This is a genomic window from Streptomyces sp. NPDC030809 (assembly GCF_055572195.1).
In genome coordinates this window covers 103,379-128,182 of record NZ_JBVIDV010000004.1, presented here as the reverse complement: position 1 = coordinate 128,182, position 24,804 = coordinate 103,379, and the positions used below count along the sequence as shown (strand labels likewise).

General features: G+C 72.8%; 21 protein-coding genes. 6 read left to right on the top strand and 15 right to left on the bottom strand.

The window, feature by feature from the left end; genetic code table 11:
* Nucleotides 1-188 precede the first annotated feature (188 nt).
* Nucleotides 189-1,412 carry a fumarylacetoacetase gene (fahA, locus tag ACZ407_RS07250; protein ID WP_468126234.1) on the top strand — a complete coding sequence of 408 codons (1,224 nt, stop codon included), beginning with the start codon at nt 189-191 and terminating at the stop codon, nt 1,410-1,412.
* 148 nt (nt 1,413-1,560) lie between these two features.
* Entirely contained in the window at nt 1,561-2,178 is a 618-nt protein-coding gene (locus ACZ407_RS07245) for a hypothetical protein (RefSeq protein WP_468126232.1), read from the top strand.
* Nucleotides 2,179-2,262: 84 nt separating this feature from the next.
* On the opposite strand, the gene nuoN is transcribed toward ACZ407_RS07245, so the two are convergent.
* From nuoN to ACZ407_RS07175, 14 genes are read right to left on the bottom strand one after another with little or no spacing between them, the layout of a single operon-like run.
* A complete protein-coding gene (gene nuoN, locus ACZ407_RS07240) occupies nt 2,263-3,915 on the bottom strand; it encodes an NADH-quinone oxidoreductase subunit NuoN (RefSeq protein WP_468126230.1) in 1,653 nt (550 codons plus the stop codon).
* On the bottom strand, nt 3,912-5,486 hold the full coding sequence (locus ACZ407_RS07235; RefSeq protein ID WP_468126228.1) for an NADH-quinone oxidoreductase subunit M: 1,575 nt from the start codon (nt 5,484-5,486) through the stop codon (nt 3,912-3,914). Before ACZ407_RS07235 ends, nuoN begins: the two co-directional genes overlap by 4 nt.
* Before the next feature lies 1 nt (nt 5,487).
* Entirely contained in the window at nt 5,488-7,428 is a 1,941-nt protein-coding gene (nuoL, locus tag ACZ407_RS07230) for an NADH-quinone oxidoreductase subunit L (RefSeq protein WP_468126226.1), read from the bottom strand.
* 9 nt (nt 7,429-7,437) lie between these two features.
* Nucleotides 7,438-7,737 (bottom strand): NADH-quinone oxidoreductase subunit NuoK, encoded by a 300-nt coding sequence (gene nuoK / locus ACZ407_RS07225; protein WP_328969038.1) that lies wholly within the window; start codon nt 7,735-7,737, stop codon nt 7,438-7,440.
* A complete protein-coding gene (locus ACZ407_RS07220) occupies nt 7,734-8,543 on the bottom strand; it encodes an NADH-quinone oxidoreductase subunit J (RefSeq protein WP_468126224.1) in 810 nt (269 codons plus the stop codon). Before ACZ407_RS07220 ends, nuoK begins: the two co-directional genes overlap by 4 nt.
* Nucleotides 8,540-9,154, bottom strand: coding sequence for an NADH-quinone oxidoreductase subunit NuoI (gene nuoI, locus ACZ407_RS07215; RefSeq protein ID WP_468126222.1), 615 nt, complete (start codon nt 9,152-9,154; stop codon nt 8,540-8,542). The genes ACZ407_RS07220 and nuoI overlap by 4 nt, the downstream gene beginning before the upstream one ends.
* Nucleotides 9,147-10,532, bottom strand: a complete 1,386-nt coding sequence (gene nuoH, locus ACZ407_RS07210) for an NADH-quinone oxidoreductase subunit NuoH (RefSeq protein WP_468126220.1) — start codon at nt 10,530-10,532, stop codon at nt 9,147-9,149. The genes nuoI and nuoH overlap by 8 nt, the downstream gene beginning before the upstream one ends.
* Nucleotides 10,529-13,069 carry an NADH-quinone oxidoreductase subunit G gene (locus tag ACZ407_RS07205; RefSeq protein ID WP_468126218.1) on the bottom strand — a complete coding sequence of 847 codons (2,541 nt, stop codon included), beginning with the start codon at nt 13,067-13,069 and terminating at the stop codon, nt 10,529-10,531. The genes nuoH and ACZ407_RS07205 overlap by 4 nt, the downstream gene beginning before the upstream one ends.
* Nucleotides 13,066-14,436 carry an NADH-quinone oxidoreductase subunit NuoF gene (gene nuoF / locus ACZ407_RS07200; RefSeq protein WP_468126561.1) on the bottom strand — a complete coding sequence of 457 codons (1,371 nt, stop codon included), beginning with the start codon at nt 14,434-14,436 and terminating at the stop codon, nt 13,066-13,068. Before nuoF ends, ACZ407_RS07205 begins: the two co-directional genes overlap by 4 nt.
* Before the next feature lie 5 nt (nt 14,437-14,441).
* Nucleotides 14,442-15,182: an NADH-quinone oxidoreductase subunit NuoE gene (nuoE, locus tag ACZ407_RS07195; protein ID WP_468126217.1), complete on the bottom strand. Its 741-nt coding sequence runs from the start codon at nt 15,180-15,182 to the stop codon at nt 14,442-14,444.
* The gene (locus tag ACZ407_RS07190) at nt 15,179-16,504 is read right to left on the bottom strand and encodes an NADH-quinone oxidoreductase subunit D (RefSeq protein WP_468126216.1); all 1,326 of its coding nucleotides are present in this window, start codon (nt 16,502-16,504) and stop codon (nt 15,179-15,181) included. The genes nuoE and ACZ407_RS07190 overlap by 4 nt, the downstream gene beginning before the upstream one ends.
* Nucleotides 16,504-17,217 (bottom strand): NADH-quinone oxidoreductase subunit C, encoded by a 714-nt coding sequence (locus ACZ407_RS07185; RefSeq protein ID WP_468126214.1) that lies wholly within the window; start codon nt 17,215-17,217, stop codon nt 16,504-16,506. Before ACZ407_RS07185 ends, ACZ407_RS07190 begins: the two co-directional genes overlap by 1 nt.
* A complete protein-coding gene (locus ACZ407_RS07180; RefSeq protein WP_226737740.1) occupies nt 17,214-17,768 on the bottom strand; it encodes a NuoB/complex I 20 kDa subunit family protein in 555 nt (184 codons plus the stop codon). The genes ACZ407_RS07185 and ACZ407_RS07180 overlap by 4 nt, the downstream gene beginning before the upstream one ends.
* A gap of 13 nt (nt 17,769-17,781) precedes the next feature.
* Nucleotides 17,782-18,141: an NADH-quinone oxidoreductase subunit A gene (locus ACZ407_RS07175; RefSeq protein ID WP_003992243.1), complete on the bottom strand. Its 360-nt coding sequence runs from the start codon at nt 18,139-18,141 to the stop codon at nt 17,782-17,784.
* An 867-nt stretch (nt 18,142-19,008) separates the two neighbouring features.
* On the opposite strand from ACZ407_RS07175, the gene ACZ407_RS07170 reads away from it, so the two are divergent.
* Complete coding sequence (locus ACZ407_RS07170; protein WP_468126212.1) at nt 19,009-19,863, top strand: C40 family peptidase; 855 nt, start codon at nt 19,009-19,011, stop codon at nt 19,861-19,863.
* Nucleotides 19,864-19,977: 114 nt separating this feature from the next.
* On the opposite strand, the gene ACZ407_RS07165 is transcribed toward ACZ407_RS07170, so the two are convergent.
* Nucleotides 19,978-20,982, bottom strand: a complete 1,005-nt coding sequence (locus ACZ407_RS07165; protein WP_468126211.1) for a hypothetical protein — start codon at nt 20,980-20,982, stop codon at nt 19,978-19,980.
* Between the two features lie 132 nt (nt 20,983-21,114).
* On the opposite strand from ACZ407_RS07165, the gene ACZ407_RS07160 reads away from it, so the two are divergent.
* The 3 genes from ACZ407_RS07160 (at nt 21,115) to ACZ407_RS07150 (ending at nt 24,802) form a co-directional block, all read left to right on the top strand.
* Entirely contained in the window at nt 21,115-22,785 is a 1,671-nt protein-coding gene (locus ACZ407_RS07160; protein WP_468126210.1) for an efflux RND transporter periplasmic adaptor subunit, read from the top strand.
* A 152-nt stretch (nt 22,786-22,937) separates the two neighbouring features.
* Nucleotides 22,938-23,609: an ABC transporter ATP-binding protein gene (locus ACZ407_RS07155; RefSeq protein ID WP_468126560.1), complete on the top strand. Its 672-nt coding sequence runs from the start codon at nt 22,938-22,940 to the stop codon at nt 23,607-23,609.
* On the top strand, nt 23,606-24,802 hold the full coding sequence (locus ACZ407_RS07150; protein WP_468126208.1) for an ABC transporter permease: 1,197 nt from the start codon (nt 23,606-23,608) through the stop codon (nt 24,800-24,802). The genes ACZ407_RS07155 and ACZ407_RS07150 overlap by 4 nt, the downstream gene beginning before the upstream one ends.
* Nucleotides 24,803-24,804: the final 2 nt, after the last annotated feature.

Sequence of the window (24,804 nt, the reverse complement as noted above, 5' to 3'; positions counted from 1 at the left end):
AAGGATACGGATGGAGATCACGACGCGTCGGTACAAGTCCTATAAATCGGGCGCGAATCCGGCCTCCCGTACGCCGCACCGGACACGTATCCTATGGTCTCGCACAGGAATCCCCGGGGACACCCGGGCTCCGGCGCCCCGCACGCGCGCAGACCCACCGTGGACCCCATGGAAGCGAGGCAGCACCCATGCCCCAGCAGAGCCCCCTCGACCTCCCCGAGGGCGACCCGTTCGGGCCGCACAACCTCCCCTACGGCGTCTTCACGACCGCGGACGAGCCGCTGCGCCGGCGCATCGGCGTGCGGATCGGCGGCCACGTGCTGGACGCCGGGGCCGCCGCGGCCGCCCTCGGCTCCGCGCACGCGGAACTGCTCGCCGCGCCCTCGCTGAACCCGCTGCTCGCCGCCGGGCGCCCGGTGTGGACCGCGGTCCGCGCCGAGCTCACCGCATGGGTCGCCGAGCCGGCCCACCGGGCCGTCGTGGAGCCCCTGCTCGTGCCGCTCGACCGGGTCGTGATGCACCTGCCGTACGAGGTCGCCGACTACGTCGACTTCTACGCGAGCGAGCACCACGCCACGAACGTGGGCCGGATGTTCCGCCCCGACGGGGAGCCGCTCACCCCCAACTGGAAGCACCTGCCGATCGGCTACCACGGCCGGGCCGGCACCCTCGTGGTCTCGGGCACCGAGGTCGTGCGCCCCTCCGGGCAGCGCAAGGGCCCCGCCGACCCGGCGCCGGTCTTCGGCCCGAGCATCAAGCTCGACATCGAGGCGGAGGTCGGCTTCGTCGTCGGCGTCCCCTCCGAGCAGGGCCGGCCGGTGCCGCTGGAGTCCTTCGAGGAGCACGTCTTCGGGCTCTTCCTGCTGAACGACTGGTCCGCCCGGGACATCCAGGCCTGGGAGTACGTGCCGCTCGGCCCCTTCCTCGGCAAGTCCTTCGCGACCTCCGTGTCCGCGTGGGTCACCCCGCTGGAGGCCCTGGAGGCCGCCCGCACCGCCCCGCCGGCCCGGGACTTCCCGCTGCTGCCCTACCTCGACGACTCCGGGGTCCGGCCGGGCGGCTTCGACCTGCACATCTCGGTGGCCCTCAACGGGCAGGAGATCGCGGCCCCGCCGTTCTCCACCATGTACTGGACCGCGGCCCAGCAGCTCGCGCACATGACCGTCAACGGGGCGTCCCTGCGCACGGGGGACGTCTTCGCGTCGGGGACCGTCAGCGGGCCCGAGACAGGGCAGCGGGGATCGCTGCTGGAGCTGACGTGGAACGGGCGGGATGCGATCGAACTCGCCGACGGCAAGCGGACGTTCCTGGAGGACGGGGACGAGGTGACCCTCGCGGCCTGGGCGCCGGGGCCGGGCGGCACGCGCGTGGCCCTCGGCGAGGTCACGGGCCGCATCACCCCCTCCGCCTGACGGGGCTCCGCCCCGCCCGCGCCCGGCGGCCCGCCGCCGGGCGGGGCGTCCGGGTGCGGGCTCCCGGGCGCGGGGGGATCGTGGGAAGGAGGTACGGGCCGGGAACCCGGGGTCCGTACCGTCCTCGCCATTCCAGGAGGCGATGTCCATGCGACACCTCAGGGCAGTCCTCACCGGCGCGGCCACCACCTGCCTCGTCCTGACCGCAGCCCCGGCGCACTCCGCCGAAACCCCCTCCCCCGAGCCTCCCGCCCGGCACGTGCTCGACCTCGGCAGGGCCTACCTCGCCACCCTCCGCTACGTGGACGAGCAGGCCGCCGTGGACGACGGCTACGAACCGGACGCGGTGTGCGCGGCGGACCCGAAGGGCTCCGGCGCCATGGGCTACCACTACGTCAAGGAGTCGCTGATCGGGTCCACCGATCCGACGAAGCCCGCCGCGGTGCTCTACAGCCCGGAGAAGGGGCCGGACGGCAAGCGCCGGCTGCTCGCCCTGGAGTGGCTGGTCCCCGACAAGGACCAGGACCTGAAGACGGACACGGACCGCCCCTCGCTCTTCGGCGTGCCCTTCGACGGCCCGATGCCCGGACACGCACCCGGCATGCCCGTCCACTACGACCTGCACGCCTGGACGTACGAGGACAACCCCGACGGGTTCTTCAAGGCGTGGAACCCGGACGTGAAGTGCCCGCCGGGATCGACGGTCCCGCCGTCCACCCCGCCGGACTTCGCCCCGTCCGCGTCCCCCGACGGATCTTCCTCCTGACCGCCGGCCCACCGCACGCAGGGGGCCCGGCCCCCCGGAGGGGACCGGGCCCCGGTCCTGCGTACCGCGCGGCGCCGCGCCCGCTCAGCGCGCGAAGACGCTCGCCTGGCCGGCCAGGTCCAAGAAGTACTGCGGGGCCACGCCCAGGACGACCGTCACGGCCACCCCGATCCCGATCGTCGCCATCGTCAGCGGCGAGGGCACCGTCACCGTCGGCCCGTCTGCCTTCGGCTCGCTGAAGAACATCAGGACGATCACCCGGATGTAGAAGAACGCGGCGATCGCCGAGGAGATCACACCGACCACGACCAGCGCCCCGGCACCCCCCTCCGCCGCCGCCTTGAACACCGCGAACTTGCCCGCGAAGCCCGAGGTCAGCGGAATGCCCGCGAAGGCCAGCAGGAACACCGCGAACACCGCCGCCGTGAGCGGCGACCGCCGCCCCAGCCCGGCCCACTTGGACAGGTGCGTGGCCTCGCCCCCCGCGTCCCGCACCAGCGTGACCACCGCGAACGCGCCGATCGTCACGAACGAGTAGGCCAGCAGGTAGAAGAGGACCGAGGAGACCCCCTCCTCGGAGGTGGCGATCACACCGGCCAGGATGAAGCCCGCGTGCGCGATGGACGAGTACGCGAGGAGCCGCTTGACGTCGGTCTGGGTCACCGCGATGACCGCACCGGCCAGCATGGTGACGATCGCGACCCCCCACATCACCGGGCGCCAGTCCCAGCGCAGCCCGGGCAGCACCACGTACAGCAGGCGCAGCAGGGCGCCGAACGCGGCGACCTTGGTGGCGGCGGCCATGAACCCGGTGACCGGGGTGGGCGCGCCCTGGTAGACGTCCGGGGTCCACATGTGGAACGGCACCGCGCCGACCTTGAACAGCAGGCCCATCAGGATCAGCGCCCCGCCGATGAGCAGCAGCGCGTCGTTGCCCATGGTGCCGGCCAGGGCCGGGTCCACGGAGGTGACCGTGCCGTCGACCACGTCGGCGATCCGGGCGTACGAGACCGAGCCCGCGTACCCGTAGACCAGGGCGATTCCGAAGAGGAGGAAGGCGGAGGAGAAGGCGCCGAGGAGGAAGTACTTCACGGCCGCCTCCTGCGACATCAGCCGCTGGCGGCGGGCGACGGCGCACAGGAGGTACAGCGGGAGGGAGAAGACCTCCAGGGCCACGAACAGCGTCAGCAGGTCGTCGGCCGCCGGGAAGATCAGCATGCCGGAGACCGCGAACAGCGCGAGCGGGAACACCTCGGTGGTGGTGAAGCCGGCCCGCACGGCCGCCTTCTCGCTCTCGCTGCCCGGGACGGAGGCCGCCTGGGCGGCGAAGGAGTCCACCCGGTTGCCGTGGGCGGCGGGGTCGAGCCGCCGCTCGGCGAAGGTGAACACCGAGACCGCGGCGGCGAGGATGATCACGCCCTGGAGGAACAGCGCGGGCCCGTCCACCGCGACGGCGCCCATGGCGGCGATGTGCGCCTTGGTGGAGCCGTACCCGCCGGCGGCCAGCCCGACCACGGCCGCGAAGGCCGAGGCGAGGGCGGCCACCGCCAGGAACACCTGGACGTGGTAGCGGGACCTGCGGGGGACGAAGGCCTCGACGAGGACGCCCAGGATCGCCGCGCCGACCACGATCAGCGTGGGCGAGAGCTGGGCGTACTCGATGTGCGGGGCCGGGATCCGCTCGACGGGGTCGGCGGCCACCGCCCACAGGCCGTGGACAGCAGTCAATGTGCTCACTTCGCCGCCTCCACCTCGGGCTTGGGGTCGTGCTGCTTCACGTCGGACATCGTGTGCTCCACGGCCGGGTTGACGATCTGCGTGAGGGGCTTCGGGTACACGCCCAGGCCGATCAGGAGCACGATCAGCGGGGCCACCACGAGCACCTCGCGCAGGCGCAGGTCCGGCATCGTCCGGATGGACTCGTCCTTGACGGGTCCGGTCATGGTGCGCTGGTAGAGCACCAGGGTGTAGAGCGCGGCCAGCACGATGCCGAGGGTGGCGACGACGCCCGCCACCGGGTAGCGGGCGAAGGTGCCGACCAGGACCAGGAACTCGCTGACGAACGGGGCGAGTCCGGGCAGGGACAGGGTGGCGAGGCCGCCGATCAGGAAGGTGCCGGCGAGCACCGGGGCCGCCTTCTGCACGCCGCCGTAGTCGGCGATGAGCCGGGAGCCGCGCCGGGAGATCAGGAAGCCGGCGACGAGCATCAGGGCGGCCGTGCTCAGCCCGTGGTTGACCATGTAGAGGGTCGCGCCGGACTGGCCCTGGGAGGTCATCGCGAAGATGCCCAGGATGATGAAGCCGAAGTGCGAGATGGAGGCGTAGGCCACCAGCCGCTTGATGTCCCGCTGCCCGACCGCGAGCAGGGCCCCGTAGACGATGCTGATCAGGGCCAGGACGAGGATCACCGGGGTGGCCCACTTGCTGGCCTCCGGGAACAGGCCCAGGCAGAAGCGGAGCATCGCGAAGGTGCCGACCTTGTCGACCACCGCGGTGATGAGCACGGCCACCGGCGCGGTGGCCTCGCCCATCGCGTTGGGCAGCCAGGTGTGCAGCGGCCACAGCGGGGCCTTCACCGCGAAGGCGAAGAAGAACCCGAGGAACAGCAGGCGTTCGGTGTTGGTCGCGATGTCGAGGGAGCCCGCGGCCCGGGCGGCGGTGATCTCCTGGAGGGAGAAGCTCCCGGCGGCCACGTACAGGCCGATGACGGCGGCCAGCATGATCAGCCCGCCGGCCAGGTTGTAGAGGAGGAACTTGACCGCCGCGTACGAGCGCTGCGCGGCGGCGTTCTCGTCGCTGCCGGCGTGGGCCCGGTCCCCGAAGCCGCCGATGAGGAAGTACATCGGGATGAGCATGGCTTCGAAGAAGATGTAGAAGAGGAAGACGTCGGTGGCCTCGAACGAGATGATCACCATGGCCTCGACCATGAGGATCAGGGCGAAGAAGCCCTGGGTGGGGCGCCACCGGGAGGACTGCGTCTCCAGGGGGTCGGCGTCGTGCCAGCCGGCCCCGATCACGAAGGGGATCAGCAGGGCGGTGAGCGCGATGAGCGCCACCCCGATGCCGTCCACGCCCAGCTCGTAGCGGACCCCGAAGTCCTTGATCCAGGAGTGGGATTCGGTGAGCTGGTAGCGGTCGCCGCCGGGCTCGAAGCGGATCGCGACCAGGGCCGCGAGGGCCAGCGTGGCCAGCGAGAAGAGCAGCGCGAGCCACTTGGCGGCGGTCCGGCGGGCGGCCGGGACGGCCGCCGTCAGGATCGCGCCGGCCGCGGGCACCGCGGCCGTCGCCGTCAGAAGCGGGAAACTCATTTCACACCGCCCTCATCAGCAGGGTCGCGGCGATGAGGATCGCCGTGCCCCCGAACATCGAGACCGCGTAGCTGCGGGCGTAGCCGTTCTGCAGCTTGCGCAGCCGGCCGGAGAGGCCGCCGACCGAGGCGGCCGTGCCGTTGACCACGCCGTCGACCAGGGTGTGGTCCACGTACACGAGCGAGCGGGTCAGGTGCTCGCCGCCGCGCACCAGCACGACGTGGTTGAAGTCGTCCTGGAACAGGTCCCTGCGGGCGGCGCGGGTGAGCAGCGAGCCGCGCGGGGCGACGACCGGGACGGGCCTCCGTCCGTACATGGCCCAGGCGAGGGCCACGCCGACGGCGAGGACCGCCATGGTGGCCAGGGTGACCGTCAGGGCTCCGATCGGCGGGTGCCCGTGGGTGTGGCCGGTGACGGGCTCCAGCCAGTTCAGGAAGCGGTCGCCGATGCTGAAGAACCCGCCCGCGAACACCGAGCCGAAGGCCAGCAGGACCATCGGGACGGTCATGCTCTTGGGCGACTCGTGCGGGTGCGGCATCTCGCCGGCCCGGTGCTCGGCGGCGGGTTCGGCGCTGGGCACCGCGTCCGCGTCGGGGGCGGGCTGCCAGCGCTTCTCGCCGAAGAAGGTCAGGACCATGACGCGGGTCATGTAGAAGGCGGTGATGCCGGCGCCGAGCAGGGCCGCGCCGCCGAGGATCCAGCCCTCGGTGCCGCCCTTGGCGAAGGCCGCCTCGATGATCTTGTCCTTGGAGAAGAAGCCGGACAGGCCCGGGAAGCCGATGATGGCGAGGTAGCCGAGGCCGAACGTGGCGAAGGTGATGGGCATGTGCTTGCGCAGGGCGCCGTACTTGCGCATGTCCACCTCGTCGTTCATGCCGTGCATGACCGAGCCGGCGCCGAGGAAGAGCCCGGCCTTGAAGAAGCCGTGCGTCACCAGGTGCATGATCGCGAAGACGTAGCCGATCGGGCCGAGGCCCGCGGCCAGCACCATGTAGCCGATCTGGGACATCGTCGAGCCGGCGAGGGCCTTCTTGATGTCGTCCTTCGCGCAACCGACGACCGCACCGAAGAGGAGCGTGACCGCGCCGACCACGACGGTCGCGAGCTGGGCGTCCGGCGCCCCGTTGAAGATCGCGCCGGAGCGGACGATCAGGTAGACGCCGGCGGTGACCATGGTGGCCGCGTGGATCAGGGCCGAGACCGGGGTCGGGCCCTCCATCGCGTCCCCGAGCCAGGACTGGAGCGGCACCTGGGCCGACTTGCCGCAGGCGGCGAGGAGCAGCATCAGGCCGATGGCCGTCAGCTTGCCCTCGGACGTCTCCCCGGCGGAGGCGAGGACCGGCTCGAAGGCGAAGGTGCCGAAGGTGGTGAACATCAGCATGATCGCGATCGACAGGCCCATGTCGCCGACCCGGTTGACCAGGAAGGCCTTCTTCGCGGCGGTGGCCGCGCTGGGCTTGTGCTGCCAGAAGCCGATGAGCAGGTACGAGGCGAGGCCCACGCCCTCCCAGCCGACGTACAGCAGCAGGTAGTTGTCGGCGATGACGAGGAGCAGCATCGCCGCGAGGAACAGGTTCAGGTAGCCGAAGAAGCGGCGGCGCCGCTCGTCGTGCTCCATGTACCCGACCGAGTACACGTGGATGAGCGTGCCCACGCCCGAGATCAGCAGGACGAAGGTCATCGACAGCTGGTCGAGGTGGAAGGCCAGGTCCGCCTGGAAGCCCTCGACGGGGATCCAGCTGTACAGGTGCTGGGACATCAGCCGGTCTTCGCCGTCCCGCCCCAGCATGTCGGCGAACAGGGCCAGGCCGATGCCGAACGAGGCGGCCGCCAGCAGGGTGCCGAGCCAGTGCCCGGCCTTGTCGAGGCGGCGGCCGCCGCAGAGCAGCACCGCCGCTCCGAGCAGTGGCGCTGCGACGAGCAGCGCGATCAGGTTCTCCACAGCGACCCCTTACAGCTTCATCAGGCTGGCGTCGTCGACCGAGGCCGAGTGGCGGGTACGGAACAGCGACACGATGATCGCGAGGCCGACCACGACCTCCGCGGCGGCCACGACCATCGTGAAGAAGGCGATGATCTGGCCGTCGAGGTTGCCGTGCATCCGGGAGAAGGTGACGAGCGCGAGGTTGCAGGCGTTGAGCATCAGCTCCACGCACATGAACAGCACGATCGCGTTCCGCCGGATCAGCACCCCGGACGCGCCGATGGTGAACAGCAGGGCCGCCAGGTACAGGTAGTTGACCGGATTCACTTCGCCGCCTCCTCACGGCCGAGCCGCTCCGCGGAGCGCTGCTCCAGCGCCTTCAGGTCGTCGATGGCCTGGGCGGACACGTCGCGCACCTGGCCGCGGGCGCGGAGGGTCTTGCTGACGGTCAGCTCGGACGGGGTGCCGTCCGGCAGCAGGCCGGGTACGTCCACCGCGTTGTGCCGGGCGTAGACGCCGGGGGCGGGGAGCGGCGGGAGCTGCTTGCCCTCGCGGACGCGGCGCTCGGCCAGTTCGCGCTGGGTGGCGGCGCGCTCGGTGCGCTCCTTGTGCGTGAGGACCATCGCGCCGACGGCCGCGGTGATGAGCAGCGCGCCGGTGATCTCGAAGGCGAAGACGTACTTGGTGAAGATGAGCCGGGCGAGGGCCTCCACGTGGCCGCCGGAGTTGACCCGGCCCAGCCCGTTGAAGGTCTTGAGCCCGGCGTTCCCGATGCCGGCGATCAGCAGGACGCCGAAGCCGAGCCCGCAGAGGAGGGCCAGCCAGCGCTGGCCCTTGAGGGTCTCCTTCAGGGAGTCCGCCGCGGTGACGCCGACGAGCATGACCACGAAGAGGAAGAGCATCATGATCGCGCCGGTGTAGACGACGATCTGGACCACGCCGAGGAAGTACGCGCCGTTGGCGAGGTAGAACACGGCCAGGATGATCATCGTGCCGGCCAGGCACAGTGCGCTGTGCACGGCCTTCTTCATCAGGACCGTGCACAGCGCCCCGATGACGGCGGTGATGCCCAGCACCCAGAACTGGACGGCCTCGCCCGTGGAGGTGAGCGAGGCGGCGGCGATCGCGTTCACGCCCCCACCCCCTCGCCGCCGTTGCCGGCCTCGGCCGTCACCGCGTCCGCGGGCAGCTCGCCCTTGGACAGGGCCGGCTGCCGCTCCGTACCGGGGGCCGCCCCGGTGACCAGGCCGCGGTAGTAGTCCTGCTCGTCCGTGCCGGGGTACATCGGGTGCGGTGCCTCGACCATGCCCTCGGTGAGGCCGGCGAGCAGCTGCTCCTTGGTGTAGATGAGCGACTCGCGGCTGGCGTCGGCGAGTTCGAACTCGCTCGTCATCGTCAGGGCCCGGGTGGGGCAGGCCTCCACGCACAGCCCGCACAGGATGCAGCGGGCGTAGTTGATCTGGTAGACGCGGCCGTAGCGCTCGCCCGGGGAGTAGCGCTCCTCCTCGGTGTTGTCCGCGCCCTCCACGTAGATGGCGTCGGCGGGACAGGCCCAGGCGCACAGCTCGCAGCCGATGCACTTCTCCAGGCCGTCCGGATGGCGGTTGAGCTGGTGCCGTCCGTGGAAGCGCGGAGCGGTGGTCTTCTGCTGCTCCGGGTACTGCTCGGTGAGCCGCTTCTTGAACATGGCCTTGAAGGTCACGCCGAAGCCGGCGACCGGGTTCTGCCACTTCTCGTCAGACATTGCCGGCACCCTCCTCTCGGTCGCTTTCGGTGGTGGCGCCGCCACTGGCAATCAGCTCCCGCTCGTGGCGGGGCCGTCGGCGCGGTACCGGCGGAAGGGTCTGGCCGGGCAGCGGCGGTACGGGGAACCCGCCCGCCATGGGGTCGAATGCGGCGGCGTCCTCCGCCGCCTTCGCCGCGCCCGCGGAGCGCCCGGCGCGGCGGTCCCGGAACATGTCCGCGACCAGGGAGACCAGCAGGATGGAGACCACGGCCCCGCCGACGTAGAGCACGATCGACTGGAAGTCGTAGTTCTCGTTGCGCAGGGCCCGGACGCTCGCGACGAGCATCAGCCAGAGCACCGAGACCGGGATGAGGACCTTCCAGCCCAGCTTCATCAGCTGGTCGTAGCGGACCCGGGGGAGGGTGCCGCGCAGCCAGATGAAGAAGAAGAGGAGCAGCTGCACCTTGACCACGAACCAGAGCAGCGGCCACCAGCCGTGGTTGGCGCCCTCCCAGAAGGTGCTGATCGGGTACGGGGCCCGCCAGCCGCCCAGGAACAGGGTGACCGAGACCGCCGAGACGGTGACCATGTTGACGTACTCGGCCAGCATGAACATCGCGAACTTGATCGACGAGTACTCGGTGTTGAAGCCGCCGACGAGGTCGCCCTCGGACTCCGGCATGTCGAACGGCGCCCGGTTCGTCTCGCCGACCATGGTGACGACGTAGATGATGAAGGACACCGGCAGCAGCACGATGAACCAGCGGTCCTGCTGGGCCTCGACGATCGCCGAGGTGGACATCGACCCGGAGTAGAGGAACACCGAGGCGAAGGCCGCGCCCATCGCGATCTCGTACGAGATCATCTGCGCGCAGGAGCGGAGGCCGCCGAGCAGCGGGTACGTGGACCCGGAGGACCAGCCGGCGAGCACGATGCCGTAGATGCCGACCGAGGCCACCGCGAGCACGTACAGCATCGCGATCGGCAGGTCGGTCAGCTGCATGGTGGTGCGCTGGCCGAAGATGGAGACCTCGTTGCCGGACGGGCCGAAGGGGATCACGGCGATCGCCATGAAGGCGGGGATCGCGGCGACGATCGGCGCCAGCACGTAGACGACCTTGTCCGCCCGCTTGACGATGACGTCTTCCTTCAGCATCAGCTTGACGCCGTCGGCGAGGGACTGGAGCAGGCCCCAGGGGCCGTGCCGGTTCGGGCCGATGCGCAGCTGCATCCAGGCGACGACCTTGCGCTCCCACACGATGGAGAAGAGCACGGTCACCATCAGGAAGGCGAAGCAGAACACCGCCTTGATGACGACGAGCCACCAGACGTCGCGCCCGAACAGGGACAGGTCCTCGGCGGCCGTCTGTACGAACTCACTGTGTGCCGCGTTCACGCGTGCACCTCCGGCGTCGTGTCGCTGACGTCGGCCGGCGGTACCGCCGGGCCGATGCGGACCAGGGCGCCGGGGCGGGCGCCCGTGTCCGAGAGGACCCCGCCGCCCGTCGAGTTCAGCGGGAGCCAGACCACCCGGTCGGGCATCTCCGTGATGCGGAGCGGGAGTTCCACGGATCCGGCGGGGCCGGTGACGGCGAGCAGGTCGCCGTCCTTCACCCCGGTCTCGGCGGCCGTCGCGGCCGACAGCCGGGCGTTGGCCGCGTGCCGGGTGCCGGCCAGCGCCTCGTCGCCCTGCTGGAGCAGGCCCTGGTCGAGGAGGAGCCGGTGCCCGGCGAGCACGGCCTCCCCCGCGGCGGGCCGGGGCAGCGACTGCGCCGAGGCGGACTGCTCGGAGGCGGGCTCCCCGCTCCAGCGGCCCAGCCGGTCGATCTCGGTGCGTACGGCGTGCAGGTCGGGCAGGTTGATCCGGCGGGCCGGGCTGCCGGTCTCCTCGGCGAGGGCATCCGCGAGCATGTGCAGCACGCGGGCGTCGGCCGGGGCGAGCCGGCGGGTCATCTGGTCGGGCTTCAGGGCGGCCTCGAACGGGCGGACCCGGCCTTCCCAGTTGACGAAGGCGCCGGCCTTCTCGGCGACCGCGGCCACCGGCAGGACCACGTCGGCCCGGTCGGTGACCTCGCCGGGGCGCAGCTCCAGCGAGACCACGAAGGCCTCGTCGAGGGCGACCCGGGCGCGCGCCGGGTCCGGCAGGTCGGCGGGCTCCACGCCCGCGACGACCAGGGCGCCGAGCTCGCCGGAGGCGGCGGCCGCCAGGATCTGGCCGGTGTCCCGACCGTAGCGGTGCGGGAGCTCCTCCAGCCCCCAGGCGGCGGCGACCTCCTCGCGGGCCCGCGGGTCGGTGGCCGGGCGGGCCCCGGGCAGCAGCGAGGGCAGGGCCCCGGCCTCGACGGCGCCGCGCTCTCCGGCCCGCCGCGGGATCCACACCAGCCGGGCCCCGGAGGCGGCGGCCAGCCGGACGGCGGCGGTCAGCGCGCCGGGCACGGCGGCCAGCCGCTCGCCGACCACGATCACGGAGCCGGCGGCCCGCAGGGCCTCGGCGGCCGCGTGCCCGCCCTCTTCGAGGCCGGTGCGGGAGCCGAGTGCGTCCAGCCACTCGGGCTCGGTGCCCGGCGCGGCCGGCAGGAGGGTGCCGCCCGCCTTCTCCAGCCCGCGGGTCGCGAACGGGGCGAGGGCGAAGGTCCGCTGCTTGCGCTTGCGGTGGGCCTTGCGCAGCCGCAGGAAGACGCCGGGGGCCTCCTCCTCGGACTCGATGCCGGCCAGCAGCACGGCCGGGGCCTGCTCCAGCGAGGTGTACGTGACCCCGGTGCCGGACAGGTCGCGGCCGCGGCCGGCGACGGTGGCGGCGAGGAAGTCGGCCTCCTCCGCGCTGTGCACGCGGGCCCGGAAGTCGATGTCGTTGGTGTCGAGGGCCACCCGGGCGAACTTGGCGTAGGCGTAGGCGTCCTCGACGGTGAGCCGGCCGCCGGTGAGCACCGCGGACCGGCCGTGCGCGGCCGCGAGTCCGCGGGCGGCGGCGGCCAGGGCCTCGGGCCAGCTCGCCGGCGCCAGCACCCCGTCGGCCCCGCGGACGAGCGGGGTGGTCAGCCGGTCGGGCCGCTGGGCGTAGCGGAAGCCGAACCGCCCCTTGTCGCAGATCCACTCCTCGTTGACCTCGGGGTCCTCGGCGGCCAGCCGCCGGAGCACCTTGCCGCGCCGGTGGTCGGTGCGGGTGGCGCAGCCGCCCGCGCAGTGCTCGCACACGCTCGGGGAGGAGACGAGGTCGAAGGGGCGGGAGCGGAACCGGTAGGCGGCCGAGGTGAGGGCGCCGACGGGGCAGATCTGGATGGTGTTGCCGGAGAAGTACGACTCGAAGGGGTCGCCCTCGCCGGTGCCGACCTGTTGGAGGGCGCCGCGTTCGACCAGTTCGATCATCGGGTCGCCGGCGACCTGGTGGGAGAAGCGGGTGCAGCGGGCGCACAGCACGCACCGCTCGCGGTCGAGCAGCACCTGCGTGGAGATCGGGACCGGCTTCTCGTAGGTCCGCTTGCGGCCCTCGAAGCGGGATTCGGCGTTGCCGTGGGACATGGCCTGGTTCTGCAGGGGGCATTCGCCGCCCTTGTCGCAGACCGGGCAGTCCAGGGGGTGGTTGATCAGCAGGAGTTCCATCACCCCGCGCTGGGCCTTGTCGGCCACGGGCGAGGTGAGCTGGGTGCGGACCACCATGCCGTCGGTGCAGGTGATGGTGCAGGAGGCCATCGGCTTGCGCTGGCCCTCCACCTCGACGATGCACTGGCGGCAGGCGCCGGCCGGGTCGAGGAGCGGGTGGTCGCAGAAGCGCGGGATCTCGATGCCGAGCTGCTCGGCGGCGCGGATGACGAGGGTGCCCTTGGGAACCGACAGTTCGATGCCGTCGATGGTCAGGGAGACCGTCTCCACGGGGGCCTCGGGGGGCCCCGCTGCGTCGCCGCCCCCGGCGGGGGCGCTGCTGGTCAGGGTCATGCGGTCACCTCCGTGTCGGCCCAGAGGGTCGACTTCGCCGGGTCGAAGGGGCAGCCCTTGCCCGTGATGTGCTGCTCGTACTCCGCGCGGAAGTACTTGAGCGAGGAGAAGATGGGGCTGGCGGCGCCGTCGCCGAGTGCGCAGAAGGACTTGCCGTTGATGTTGTCGGCGATGTCGTTCAGCTTGTCGAGGTCGGACATCGCGCCCTTCCCCGCCTCGATGTCGCGGAGCAGCTGGACCAGCCAGTACGTGCCTTCGCGGCAGGGGGTGCACTTGCCGCAGGACTCGTGGGCGTAGAACTCGGTCCAGCGGGTGACGGCGCGGACCACGCAGGTGGTCTCGTCGAAGCACTGGAGGGCCTTGGTGCCGAGCATGGAGCCGGCCGCGCCCACGCCCTCGTAGTCGAGGGGCACGTCGAGGTGCTCGTCCGTGAACATGGGGGTGGAGGAGCCGCCCGGGGTCCAGAACTTCAGCCGGTGGCCGGGCCGCATCCCGCCGCTCATGTCGAGGAGCTGGCGCAGGGTGATGCCGAGCGGGGCCTCGAACTGGCCGGGGTTGGCGACGTGTCCGGACAGGGAGTAGAGGGTGAAGCCGGGGGACTTCTCGGTGCCCATCGACTTGAACCAGTCCTTGCCCCGGGCCAGGATCGCGGGAACCGACGCGATGGACTCCACGTTGTTCACCACGGTGGGGCAGGCGTAGAGGCCTTCCACCGCGGGGAAGGGGGGACGCAGCCGGGGCTGTCCGCGCCGGCCTTCGAGGGAGTCGAGGAGTGCGGTCTCCTCGCCGCAGATGTACGCGCCCGCGCCCGCGTGCACGGTGATGTCGAGCTTCAGGCCGCTGCCGAGGACGTCCTCGCCCAGGTAGCCGGCCTCGTACGCCTCGCGGACCGCCTCGTGCAGGCGGCGCAGGACCGGCACGACCTCGCCGCGCAGGTAGATGAAGGCGTGCTCGGACCGGATCGCGTAGCAGGCGATGATCATTCCCTCGATGAGGGAGTGCGGGTTGGCGAAGAGGAGGGGGATGTCCTTGCAGGTGCCCGGCTCGGACTCGTCGGCGTTGACGACGAGGTAGTGCGGCTTGCCGTCGCCCTGCGGGATGAACTGCCACTTCATCCCGGTGGGGAAGCCTGCGCCGCCGCGGCCGCGCAGTCCGGAGTCCTTCACGTAGGCGATCAGGTCGTCCGGGGTCATCGCGAGGGCCTTGCGCAGGCCCTCGTAGCCGCCGTGCCTGCGGTAGGTGTCCAGGGTCCACGACCGCGGGTCGTCCCAGAACGCCGACAGCACCGGCGCGAGCAGCTTCTCCGGGCTGGTCCCGCCCCCGGCGCCGGGCCGGGTGGGCCCGCCGTCGCTGAGCTCGGAGGTCATCGTCATCACTCCCCTCCCTCGGTGCCGGCCTCGCCCCTCGGGTGGACGACGGTCGTGTGCGGGGTCTCGCCGCGGGCGATCTTCAGGCCCACCAGGGAGGCGGGGCCCGCGCCGCCGCTCGCCTCGACCGCGCCCGCGCGCGGGTCGGGGAAGCCGGCGAGGATCCGCGCGGTCTCCTTGTAGGTGCACAGGGGCGCGCCGCGGGTGGGCTCGACGGGGCGGCCGGCCCGCAGGTCGTCCACCAGCGCCTTGGCCGATTCGGGGGTCTGGTTGTCGAAGAACTCCCAGTTGACCATCACGACGGGGGCGAAGTCGCAGGCCGCGTTGCACTCGATGTGCTCCAGCGTGACCTTGCCGTCCTCGGTGGTCTCGTTGTTGCCCACGCCCAGGTGCCGCTTGAGCTCGTCGAAGATGGCGTCCCCGCCCATGACCGCGCAGAGGGTGTTGGTGCAGACGCCCACCTGGTACTCGCCGGAGGGCTTGCGGCGGTACATGGTGTAGAAGGTGGCGACCGCGGTGACCTCGGCGGTGGTCAGGCCCAGGGTCTCGGCGCAGAAGCGGATGCCGGTGCGGGAGACGTGGCCCTCCTCCGACTGCACGAGGTGCAGCAGCGGCAGCAGCGCGGAGCGGCTGTCGGGGTAGCGGGCGATGACTTCCCTGGCGTCCGCCGCCAGCCGCTCCCGGACCTCGGCCGGGAACTCGGGGGCGGGGAGCTGCGGCATCCCGAGGCTGATCTGCTCGGTCATCGGTCGACGCCTCCCATCACGGGGTCGATGGAGGCGACGGCGACGATGACGTCGGCGACCTGGCCGCCCTCGCACATCGCGGCCATGGCCTGCAGGTTGGTGAAGGACGGGTCGCGGAAGTGGACCCGGAAGGGGCGGGTGCCGCCGTCGGAGACGACGTGGACGCCGAGCTCGCCCTTGGGGGACTCGACGGCCGCGTAGGCCTGGCCGACCGGTACCCGGAAGCCCTCGGTCACCAGCTTGAAGTGGTGGATGAGGGCCTCCATGGAGGTGCCCATGATGTTCTTGATGTGGTCGAGCGAGTTGCCGAGTCCGTCGGGGCCCAGGGCGAGCTGCGCCGGCCAGGCGATCTTCTTGTCGGCGACCATGACCGGGCCGGGCTCCAGCCGCTCCAGGCACTGCTCGACGATCCGCAGGGACTGGCGCATCTCCTCCAGGCGGATCAGGAACCGCCCGTACGAGTCGCAGGTGTCGGCGGTCGGCACGTCGAACTCGTACGTCTCGTAGCCGCAGTACGGGTCGGACTTGCGCAGGTCGTGCGGCAGGCCGGCGGAGCGGAGGATGGGGCCGGTGGCGCCCAGGGCCATGCAGCCGGCGAGGTCGAGGTAGCCGACGTCCTGCATGCGGGCCTTGAAGATCGGGTTGCCGGTGGCGAGTTTGTCGTACTCCGGCAGGTTCTTCTTCATGGTCTTCACGAAGTCGCGGAGCTGGTCCACGGCGCCCGGGGGCAGGTCCTGGGCGAGGCCGCCGGGGCGGATGAACGCGTGGTTCATGCGCAGGCCGGTGATCAGCTCGTAGATGTCGAGGATCAGCTCGCGGTCACGGAAGCCGTAGATCATGATCGTGGTCGCGCCCAGCTCCATGCCGCCGGTGGCGATGCACACCAGGTGGGAGGAGAGCCGGTTGAGCTCCATGAGCAGGACGCGGATGACGGAGGCCCGGTCCGGGATCTGCTCGGTGATGCCGAGGAGCTTCTCGACGCCGAGGCAGTAGGCGGCCTCGTTGAAGAACGGCGTCAGGTAGTCCATGCGCGTCACGAAGGTGGTGCCCTGCGTCCAGTTGCGGAATTCGAGGTTCTTCTCGATGCCGGTGTGCAGGTAACCGATTCCGCAGCGGGCTTCGGTGACGGTCTCGCCGTCGATCTCCAGGATCAGGCGGAGCACCCCGTGGGTGGAGGGGTGCTGCGGGCCCATGTTGACGACGATGCGCTCGTCGTCCGCCTTGACCGCGGACTGGACGATCTCGTCCCAGTCCCCGCCGGTGACGGTGTAGACGGTGCCTTCGGTGGTCTCCCGGGAGGCCGCGTGGTGGGAAGTGGACATCAGCTGTACGACCTCCGCTGGTCGGGAGCCGGGATCTGGGCGCCCTTGTACTCGACGGGGATGCCGCCGAGGGGGTAGTCCTTGCGCTGCGGGTGGCCCTGCCAGTCGTCCGGCATCATGATCCGCGTGAGGGCGGGGTGGCCCTCGAAGACCAGGCCGAAGAAGTCGTAGGCCTCGCGCTCGTGCCAGTCGTTCGTCGGGTAGACCCCGACGAGGGAGGGCAGGTGCGGGTCCCCGTCCGGGACCGAGACCTCCAGCCGGATCAGCCGGCCGTGGGTGAGCGAGCGCAGGTGGTAGACGGCGTGCAGCTCGCGTCCCTTGTCCCCGGGGTAGTGGACGCCGGAGACCCCGGTGCACAGCTCGAAGCGCAGCGCCGGATCGTCGCGCAGGGTGGACGCCACCCGGACCAGGTGCTCGCGGGCGATGTGGAAGGTGAGCTCCCCGCGGTCGACGACCGTCTTCTCGATCGCGTTCTCGGGGACCAGGCCCTGTTCCTCCAGGGCCCCTTCGAGCTCGTCGGCCACCTCGTCGAAGTAGGAGCCGTACGGGCGGGTGGCCGCGCCGGGCAGGGCCACGGTGCGGACCAGGCCGCCGTAGCCGCTGGTGTCGCCGCCGCTCTCGGCGCCGAACATGCCCTTGCGGACGCCGATGATCTCGCCGGCCCGGCCGCCGCGGGGGGCGGGGACGTTGTTGTCGGCAGGGGTGTCGCTCACCGGAGGAGCCCCTTCATCTCGATGGTGGGGAGCGCCTTGAGGGCCGCCTCCTCCGCCTCGCGGGCCGCCTCTTCCCGGTTCACGCCGAGCTTGGAGGACTGGATCTTGTGGTGGAGCTTGATGATGGCGTCCATCAGCATTTCGGGGCGGGGCGGGCAGCCGGGGAGGTAGATGTCGACCGGCACGATGTGGTCGACGCCCTGGACGATCGCGTAGTTGTTGAACATGCCGCCCGAGGAGGCGCAGACGCCCATGGAGATGACCCACTTGGGTTCGGGCATCTGGTCGTAGACCTGCCGCAGCACCGGCGCCATCTTCTGGCTGACCCGGCCGGCCACGATCATGAGGTCGGCCTGGCGCGGGGATCCGCGGAAGACCTCCATGCCGAAGCGGGCCAGGTCGTAGCGGCCGGCGCCGGTGGTCATCATCTCGATGGCGCAGCAGGCGAGGCCGAAAGTGGCCGGGAAGACCGACGCCTTGCGCACCCAGCCCGCGGCCTGTTCGACGGTGGTCAGCAGAAAGCCGCTCGGCAGCTTCTCTTCGAGTCCCATGGAATCCAGCCCCTCAGTCCCATTCCAGGCCGCCGCGCCGCCACACGTACGCGTAGGCAACGAAGACGGTGAGCACGAAGAGCAGCATCTCGACGAGCCCGAAGATCCCCAGGGCGTCGAAGGTGACGGCCCAGGGGTAGAGGAAGACGATCTCGATGTCGAAGACGATGAAGAGCATCGCCGTCAGGTAGTACTTGATGGGGAAACGGCCGCCGCCGGCCGGCGTGGGAGTGGGCTCGATGCCGCACTCGTACGCCTCGAGCTTGGCCCGGTTGTACCGCTTTGGACCGATTAGCGTGGCCATGACCACGGAAAAGATCGCAAACCCTGCCCCGAGGGCGCCGAGCACGAGGATGGGCGCGTAGGCATTCACGCTCCTCGCTCCTTCCAGTCGTCCTTGACCGTTGGACCGCGTGATCTCCGGCAGCGCATGTCCCGCCTCGCGAAGATCGTGCACATGTGAGGCAGTTCACAAGCCGGACTGACCCGCATCCTATGCCTGTCCATCTGTGATCTGCGACACGGGTAACGCCAAGGACTTTGTGATCTCCACCACCTGACGAACGATCATGAAGTCAGATGAGCAGTGATCTTCATACGTGAAGCACACATGTGATCACCAAAGGTGACATCCGCTGGTGTTACCGCAGGTGAACGCAGTTCCGCACTATCAAACAGTGGCCACTACATGCAAATTTGCGACAGACCTGGGCCGGTGATAAAGGAACCGGCGTCGCCCGACCGGATGAGACGGGTGGACGGGGGTGGACGGCGGCGGGCGGGGGTGGGCGGCCGCGGGCGCGGGTCGGCGGCCGGACGGAGGGGCCGGCCGAAGAGGTCCGCTCCCCTTGATCGCGTGCGCGCGTTCACGATCTTCGCGCCGCCCGAGAGGCCGTCCGGAAGGCCACCCCGAGGGCCACCCGGGAGGCCGCCTGGAAGGCCGCCGGAGGGAAGGTGGCGGAATCGACGGCTCCCCGTGATGTCGCTGTGACCTGCGCCACGTCGTTTCCGCGACGGCGAAAGCGGGCTTGGCCAACGACCGGGGCAGGTGGTAGGCCACAGGTCAATTCGGACTTATTGCGGAAACCCCATGATCACAGCCTTGTGACCCCCTGTCCGATTCGCCCGTTACGGCGTCAATAAGACCTGCGACGCGCCCGGTTCAAGCCATCTGAGCGCAACTGTGGCGCAAGCCACGTTTCTTGATGGGAACCTCAACCCCCTGATAGCGGTTGTTCTCATGTCCCATACCGCTCACATACCCAGCCACCGGAAGCCCCGCCGCAGCGCCTCGAAGCTCGCGGTCCGCGCCGGAGTTGCCGGTGGCGTCCTCAGCACCCTGGCGATGGCCGGGCCGGCGAGCGCCGCGCCGTCCGAGCCCGTGACCGAGACGCTCGAAATGCCGGTCCTGAACCTGGACCTGGCGGCAGACGTCTCCTCCGCCCTCACGCAGTCCGCGGACGCCGCCCAGGCCCGCGCGCTCGACACCGAGCTCGCCGCCCTGGAGCAGAGCGCCGAGAAGACCGCCGCCGCCGACGCGAAGAAGGCCAAGGCCGCCGCGAAGGAGAAGGCGGAAGCCGAGGCCCAGGCCGCCGCGAAGGCCGAGGCCGACCGCAAGGACGCCGAGCGCGCCTCCCGCAGCGCCGCCCGCACCACCCTCGGCAACGGCGGCGGCAACTCCTCCTCCGCCGACGACGCCGCCAGCAGCGACTCCGGCGCGGCCCGCGCCTCCAAGGGCGGCGGCACCGCCGCCTCCATCGTCAACTTCGCCCTGGCGCAGGTCGGCAAGGCCTACATCAGCGGCGCCACCGGCCCCTCCGCGTACGACTGCTCCGGCCTCGTGCAGGCCGCGTACCGCCAGGCCGGCATCACCCTGCCGCGCGTCTCCCAGGACCAGTCGGCCCGCGGCACAGCGGTCTCGCTGAGCAACCTCCAGCCCGGCGACGTCCTTTACTGGGGCGGCCGCGGCAGCGCGTACCACGTCGCCATCTACGTCGGCGGCGGCCAGTACGTCGGCGCGCAGAACCCGTCCGCGGGCGTGGCCAAGCACTCGCTGGACTGGGACCGCCCCTCCGGCGCCGTCCGCATCCTCTGAGCGCTCCCCGCTCTCCGGGCCCGCGCCCCCAGCACGGCCGAGGGCCGGTACTCCCCCGCTCGGGGGTGGAGTACCGGCCCTCCGCCGTGTCCGCGCCCGGCGCCTGAGCCCCGCTCAGGAGAGTTCCGCCGCCAGCCGGAGCCGGGCCGCGCGCTGGGTCCGGTACGCGGCCAGGGTCTCCGCCTGCTCCTCCACCAGCCGCTGCTGGTACGCCGTCTCCACCGCCGCCCACACCCCCACGAGGTTGGTCTCCCGCTTGCAGGCCACGTCCCGCACCGCGACCGCCACCGCCCTGGGGCCGCCCGGGTCGGCGTCCAGGCCCAGCCGGGCCGTCACCTCGTACGGGCTGTCCACCCCCCGGTAGCCGGCCCGGGCCAGGCAGGCCGACCACCGGGCGAGCACCGCCGCCACCCGCGAGTCGCGCTGCGCCCGGGTGTGCGCCTCCGAGGCCAGCCCGAAGGCGAACAGCAGGTCCACGCTGTCCTTCTCGGGCGCGTACAGCTTCCGGTAGCCCTCGCGCAGGCAGCCGCCGGGCGGCACCCGGCGGCCGCCGACCGTGATCCCGCTGTCCGCCGCCGCGGCCTCCTCCTCGGTCCGCGGGTCGGGGCCGGTCTGCCGCCCCTGCCCGCCGGGCCGTTCGCCGTAGAGGACGGTACGGGCGCTGTCGCTGAGCGGGGGCTCGGGCGGCCGGGGCGGGCGCGGGCGGCCCGCGTCCCGGTCGTAGCCGTGCGCGGCGGCCTCCGCGGGGTCGGCGAGGCCGAAGAGGTGGCGGTGCCGGTCCGCCCGGCCGGCGCCGGTACGGGCGGGCGGGGCCGGGGGCGCGTACGCGAAGCCGAACCGGCTCATGCAGCGGACGGTCAGGCGCTGCTGGGCCGCCTCCAGCCGGGCCTTCTCCTCGTCGGAGTCCTCGTACGCGTCGAGCGGCAGGGTGAGGGAGGCGGTCGGCGGGTTGACCGGAACGGCGCCGAGGGCCGGCTCGGCCGGGCGGTCCGCGCCCCCGCCGCCGGGCGCGCAGCCGGCGGCGACCGCGGCGGCGAGGGCGGCGGCACATGCGGCCGCGGCCAGGCGGCGGACGGCTGCGGGCCGGGGCGGGGCGGGGGTCGGGGGCCGTGCGTCCACTTCGCGTTCCTCACCGTCGGGGATCCGGGTAACCGGAGTCAACGGCCCCGCCCGGGGGTGCACAAGTAGACAACCGGCCTGGCTGGCAGATCACTTGTTCGGGCCGGAAACCGCTTCCTAGGATGCGCGTTCATGCCGAAGGATGCGCTCACGCGCGGGAGGCGCGTCGTGCTCGGCGTCGTGGCCGGGGCCGCGCTGATGACGGCGGGCGGGCTGCTGGCCACCGCCCTGGTGAAGTCTCCGGCCCAGCTGGCGGCCGAGGCCGGGCCGCCCGCCCAGGGGGTGCTGCTGGCCTCGGTCGAACGCCGGGTGCTGGCCGAGACGGTGGTGATGCGCGGGACCGTGGTGGCCGACCAGAGCGTGGCGGTGACCGCCCCGCAGCCCGCCGGGGCCGGGGCCGGGGCCGCCGTGGTGACGCGGCTGCCGCTGAAGGCCGGGGACCGGGTGCGCCCGGGCCGGCTGCTGGCCGAGGTCTCCGGCCGGCCGGTGTTCGCCCTGCACGGGGAGCTGCCCGGCTACCGCGACCTGCGGCCGGGGGCGGCCGGGGCGGACGTGGCCCAGCTCCAGCGCGCCCTGCGCGAACTGGGCCACGGCACCGGGGCCGACCGGCGGGGCGTGTTCGGTCCCGGCACGAAGTCGGCGCTGACCGCGCTCTACCGCGCCCTCGGCTATCCCCCCGTACCCGCCGTCCCGGACGACGGGGAGTCCGTACGCACGGCCCGCGAGGCGGTGCGCTCCGCCCAGTGGGCCCTGGAGGACGCGGAGTCCGCCGAACGGGAGGCCCGGCGCACGCCGAAGTCCGGCGGCGGGCCCGAGGGGGGCGGCCCGGAGGGCACGTCGGCGGGGGCGACGGGCGGAGCGGACGGCGGAGCGGACGGCGGAGCGGACGGCGGCGCGGGCGGTGGGGACGGGGCCGGGAAGCCGGGCGGCGGGGGTGGTGAGGCGTACGGCCGGGCGGGGGCGGCGGGCTCCGGCGGGCCGGTGGCCGGGCTCGGGGCGGTGGCCGCGGGCGGGCGGACGGCGGCGGCCGGGCGGGCGGTGGTGCGGGCGCGGCAGACGCTTGCCGATGCGCGGGCCCGGCTGGCCGCGGCCGAGGCGGCCGACGGGCCGATGCTGCCGGCCGCCGAGGCGGTGTTCCTGCGCTCGTTCCCCGCGCGGGTGAACACGGTGGGGGCGCGGGTCGGGGCGCCCGCGACCGGAGCCGTACTGACCCTGTCGGCCGGTGAACTCGTGGTGGAGGCCTGGCTGGAGGCCGACCGGCGGCGGCTGCTGCGGGCCGGGCAGCCGGCCGTGGTCTCGTCCGAGGTGCTCGGCCAGGACGTACGGGCGAAGGTGCTGCTGGTCGCCGGGGAGCCGGCCGAGGCCGCGGCCCCCTCGGCCGAACCCGGCCGCGAAGGGGCCGCGGGCCCGGCCCGGCTGGGCTACCGGATGGTGGTCCGGCCGGACCGCCCGCTGCCGGCCGGGTTCGCCGGCCAGGACGTCCGGCTCACGGTCCAGTCGGCCGCGACGGCCGGCCCGGCCCTGGTGGTCCCGGTCACCGCGGTCTCCGCGGGCGCCGACGGGCAGACCTCCGTCACCGCGGTCACCCCCGCCGGCACCCAGCACCGGGTGGCGGTCCGTACGGGCACCAGCGGGGACGGGTACGTGGAGGTGGTCCCGCTGCGCCCCGGCACCCTCGCCGAGGGCACCCGCGTGGTCACCGGCTCGGCGGGACCGTCCGCGGGCGCGGGCGGGGCTGACGGCGTCGGAGCGGGCGGGGTCGGAGCGGGCGGGGCCGCTCGGGACTCCGGGGACCCGCGGTGAGCCCGTGGCTCCGGAGGGCCGCGCAGGCCTCGGCGCCGGGCGCGGCACCGGGCGCGGACGCGGACTCCGGGCCGGCGGGCGTTGCGGCGGAAGACCCGGCGGACGGGCCCGTGGACGGCCGGGCGGACGGGCCGGACGGGCCGGACGTGGTCATGGAGTTTCGGGGGGTGGGGTTCACGTATCCCGGGCCGCCGCCCGTCGAGGCGCTCGGGGGCTGCGATCTGACGGTGCGGAGGGGGGAGTTCCTGACCGTGGTCGGGCCCTCGGGGTCCGGGAAGTCGACCTTCCTCAACCTGGCGGGCCTGCTCGACGTGCCCACCCGCGGGCGGTACCTCCTCGACGGCATCGACACCGGCGCGCTGCGCGAGCGGGAACGGGCCGCACTGCGCGGCCGGCGGATCGGGTTCGTGTTCCAGTCCTTCCACCTCCTCCCGCACCGCAGCGCGCTGGAGAACGTGGCACTGGCCCTGCTCTACACCGGCGTACCCGCCGCCGAACGGCGGGCCCGGGCCCGCACGGCCCTGGAGCGGGTCGGCCTCGGCCACCGGGCGCAGTCTCCGCCCGCGCAGCTGTCGGGGGGCGAACGCCAGCGGGTGGCGGTGGCCCGGGCCCTGGTCGGCCGGCCCTCGCTGCTGCTGTGCGACGAACCCACCGGCAACCTGGACTCGGCGAGCGCCGCCTCCGTACTGGACCTGCTCGGCGGGCTGCACACGGCCGGGATGACGGTCCTGGTGATCACCCACGACCCCGGGGTGGCCGCCCTCGGCGGCCGCACGGTCACGATCCGGGACGGCCGGCTCCACGAACGAGGGCGGGAGGCATGAGGCCCGCGCCCACCCGGCTCTCGGTACGGGACGCGCTCTCGGAGGCGGTCGCGGGGATGGTGCGGCGGCCCGGGCGGGCGGTGCTCACCGCGCTCGGGACGGTGCTCGGGGTGGGCAGCTTCGTGGCGGTGCTCGGGCTGACCGCCACGCTGTCCGCGCGCATCGACGGGCGGTTCAGCGTGCTGACGGCCACCGAGGTGACGGTCGAGGACGTGGCCGCCCAGCAGGACCCGTTCGCCCCGCCCGCCTTCCCCGCCGACGCGGAGCGCCGGATCCGGGCCCTCGCCGGCATCGAGCACGCCGGGGTGCACTGGCCCGTGCGCCCGGCGCCCCCGGTCGGTCCCGGCCCCGCCGGTACGGGCCTGGCCGTGGTGGCGGCCTCCCCCGAGGCGGTGCTCGCGATGGCCCCGCGGCTGCGGCAGGGGCGGCTGTACGACGGGTTCGCCGAGCGGACCCGGCAGCGGGTGGTGGTGCTCGGCGGCGGGGCCGCGGCCCGGCTGGGGGTCACCACGCTGGGGACCCGGCCCGCCGTGCGGATCGGCGGCGAGATGTTCACGGTGGCCGGGATCCTCGACGACGTGGGCCGCCAGCCGGAGAACCTGCTCGCGGCGCTCGTGCCGCGGGCCACCGCGGAGGGGCTGTGGGGGCCGCCGGGGCCCGGTGCGGCCCGGATGCTGGTCTCCACCGAGCCGGGTGCGGCCCGCCAGATCGCGCGGCTCGCGCCGCCGGCGCTGCGGCCGGACCATCCCGAGCACCTGCGGGCCGTGCCCCCGCCGGATCCGCGGCGGCTGCGGGCCGGGGTCTCTTCGGACCTGGGGACGCTGTTCCTGCTGCTCGCCGGGATCTGCCTGGTGATCGGCGCGGCCGGGATCGCCAACACGACGCTGGTGGCGGTGCTGGAGCGGACCGGGGAGATCGGGCTGCGGCGGGCGCTGGGTGCGCGCGGGCGGCACGTGGCGGCGCAGTTCCTGACGGAGTCGGGGCTGTTGGGGGGGCTGGGCGGGGTGGTCGGGACGTCTTTGGGGGTGCTGGTGGTGGTGGGGGTGGCGGTGGGGCGCGGGTGGACGCCGGTGCTGCACCCGGTGGTCGTGGCCGCGGCCCCCGCGGCCGGTCTCCTGACCGGCCTCGTCGCGGGCCTGTACCCGGCGTGGCGGGCGGGGCGGGTCGAGCCGGCGGCGGCCCTCCGCCGCTGACC

Excerpts from the sequence above, each read along its gene's own strand:
- ACZ407_RS07245 (WP_468126232.1), top strand. The coding sequence starts at position 1,561 with ATGCGACACCTCAGGGCAGTCCTCACCGGCGCGGCCACCACCTGCCTC.
- nuoI (WP_468126222.1), bottom strand. The coding sequence starts at position 9,154 with ATGTCTGACGAGAAGTGGCAGAACCCGGTCGCCGGCTTCGGCGTGACC.
- ACZ407_RS07150 (WP_468126208.1), top strand. The coding sequence starts at position 23,606 with ATGAGGCCCGCGCCCACCCGGCTCTCGGTACGGGACGCGCTCTCGGAG.
- nuoF (WP_468126561.1), bottom strand. The coding sequence starts at position 14,436 with ATGACCTCCGAGCTCAGCGACGGCGGGCCCACCCGGCCCGGCGCCGGG.
- ACZ407_RS07160 (WP_468126210.1), top strand. The coding sequence starts at position 21,115 with ATGCCGAAGGATGCGCTCACGCGCGGGAGGCGCGTCGTGCTCGGCGTC.
- ACZ407_RS07190 (WP_468126216.1), bottom strand. The coding sequence starts at position 16,504 with ATGTCCACTTCCCACCACGCGGCCTCCCGGGAGACCACCGAAGGCACC.
- ACZ407_RS07205 (WP_468126218.1), bottom strand. The coding sequence starts at position 13,069 with ATGACCCTGACCAGCAGCGCCCCCGCCGGGGGCGGCGACGCAGCGGGG.
- ACZ407_RS07180 (WP_226737740.1), bottom strand. The coding sequence starts at position 17,768 with ATGGGACTCGAAGAGAAGCTGCCGAGCGGCTTTCTGCTGACCACCGTC.
- fahA (WP_468126234.1), top strand. The coding sequence starts at position 189 with ATGCCCCAGCAGAGCCCCCTCGACCTCCCCGAGGGCGACCCGTTCGGG.
- ACZ407_RS07170 (WP_468126212.1), top strand. The coding sequence starts at position 19,009 with ATGTCCCATACCGCTCACATACCCAGCCACCGGAAGCCCCGCCGCAGC.
- nuoE (WP_468126217.1), bottom strand. The coding sequence starts at position 15,182 with ATGACCGAGCAGATCAGCCTCGGGATGCCGCAGCTCCCCGCCCCCGAG.
- ACZ407_RS07155 (WP_468126560.1), top strand. The coding sequence starts at position 22,938 with ATGGAGTTTCGGGGGGTGGGGTTCACGTATCCCGGGCCGCCGCCCGTC.
- ACZ407_RS07235 (WP_468126228.1), bottom strand. The coding sequence starts at position 5,486 with ATGAGTTTCCCGCTTCTGACGGCGACGGCCGCGGTGCCCGCGGCCGGC.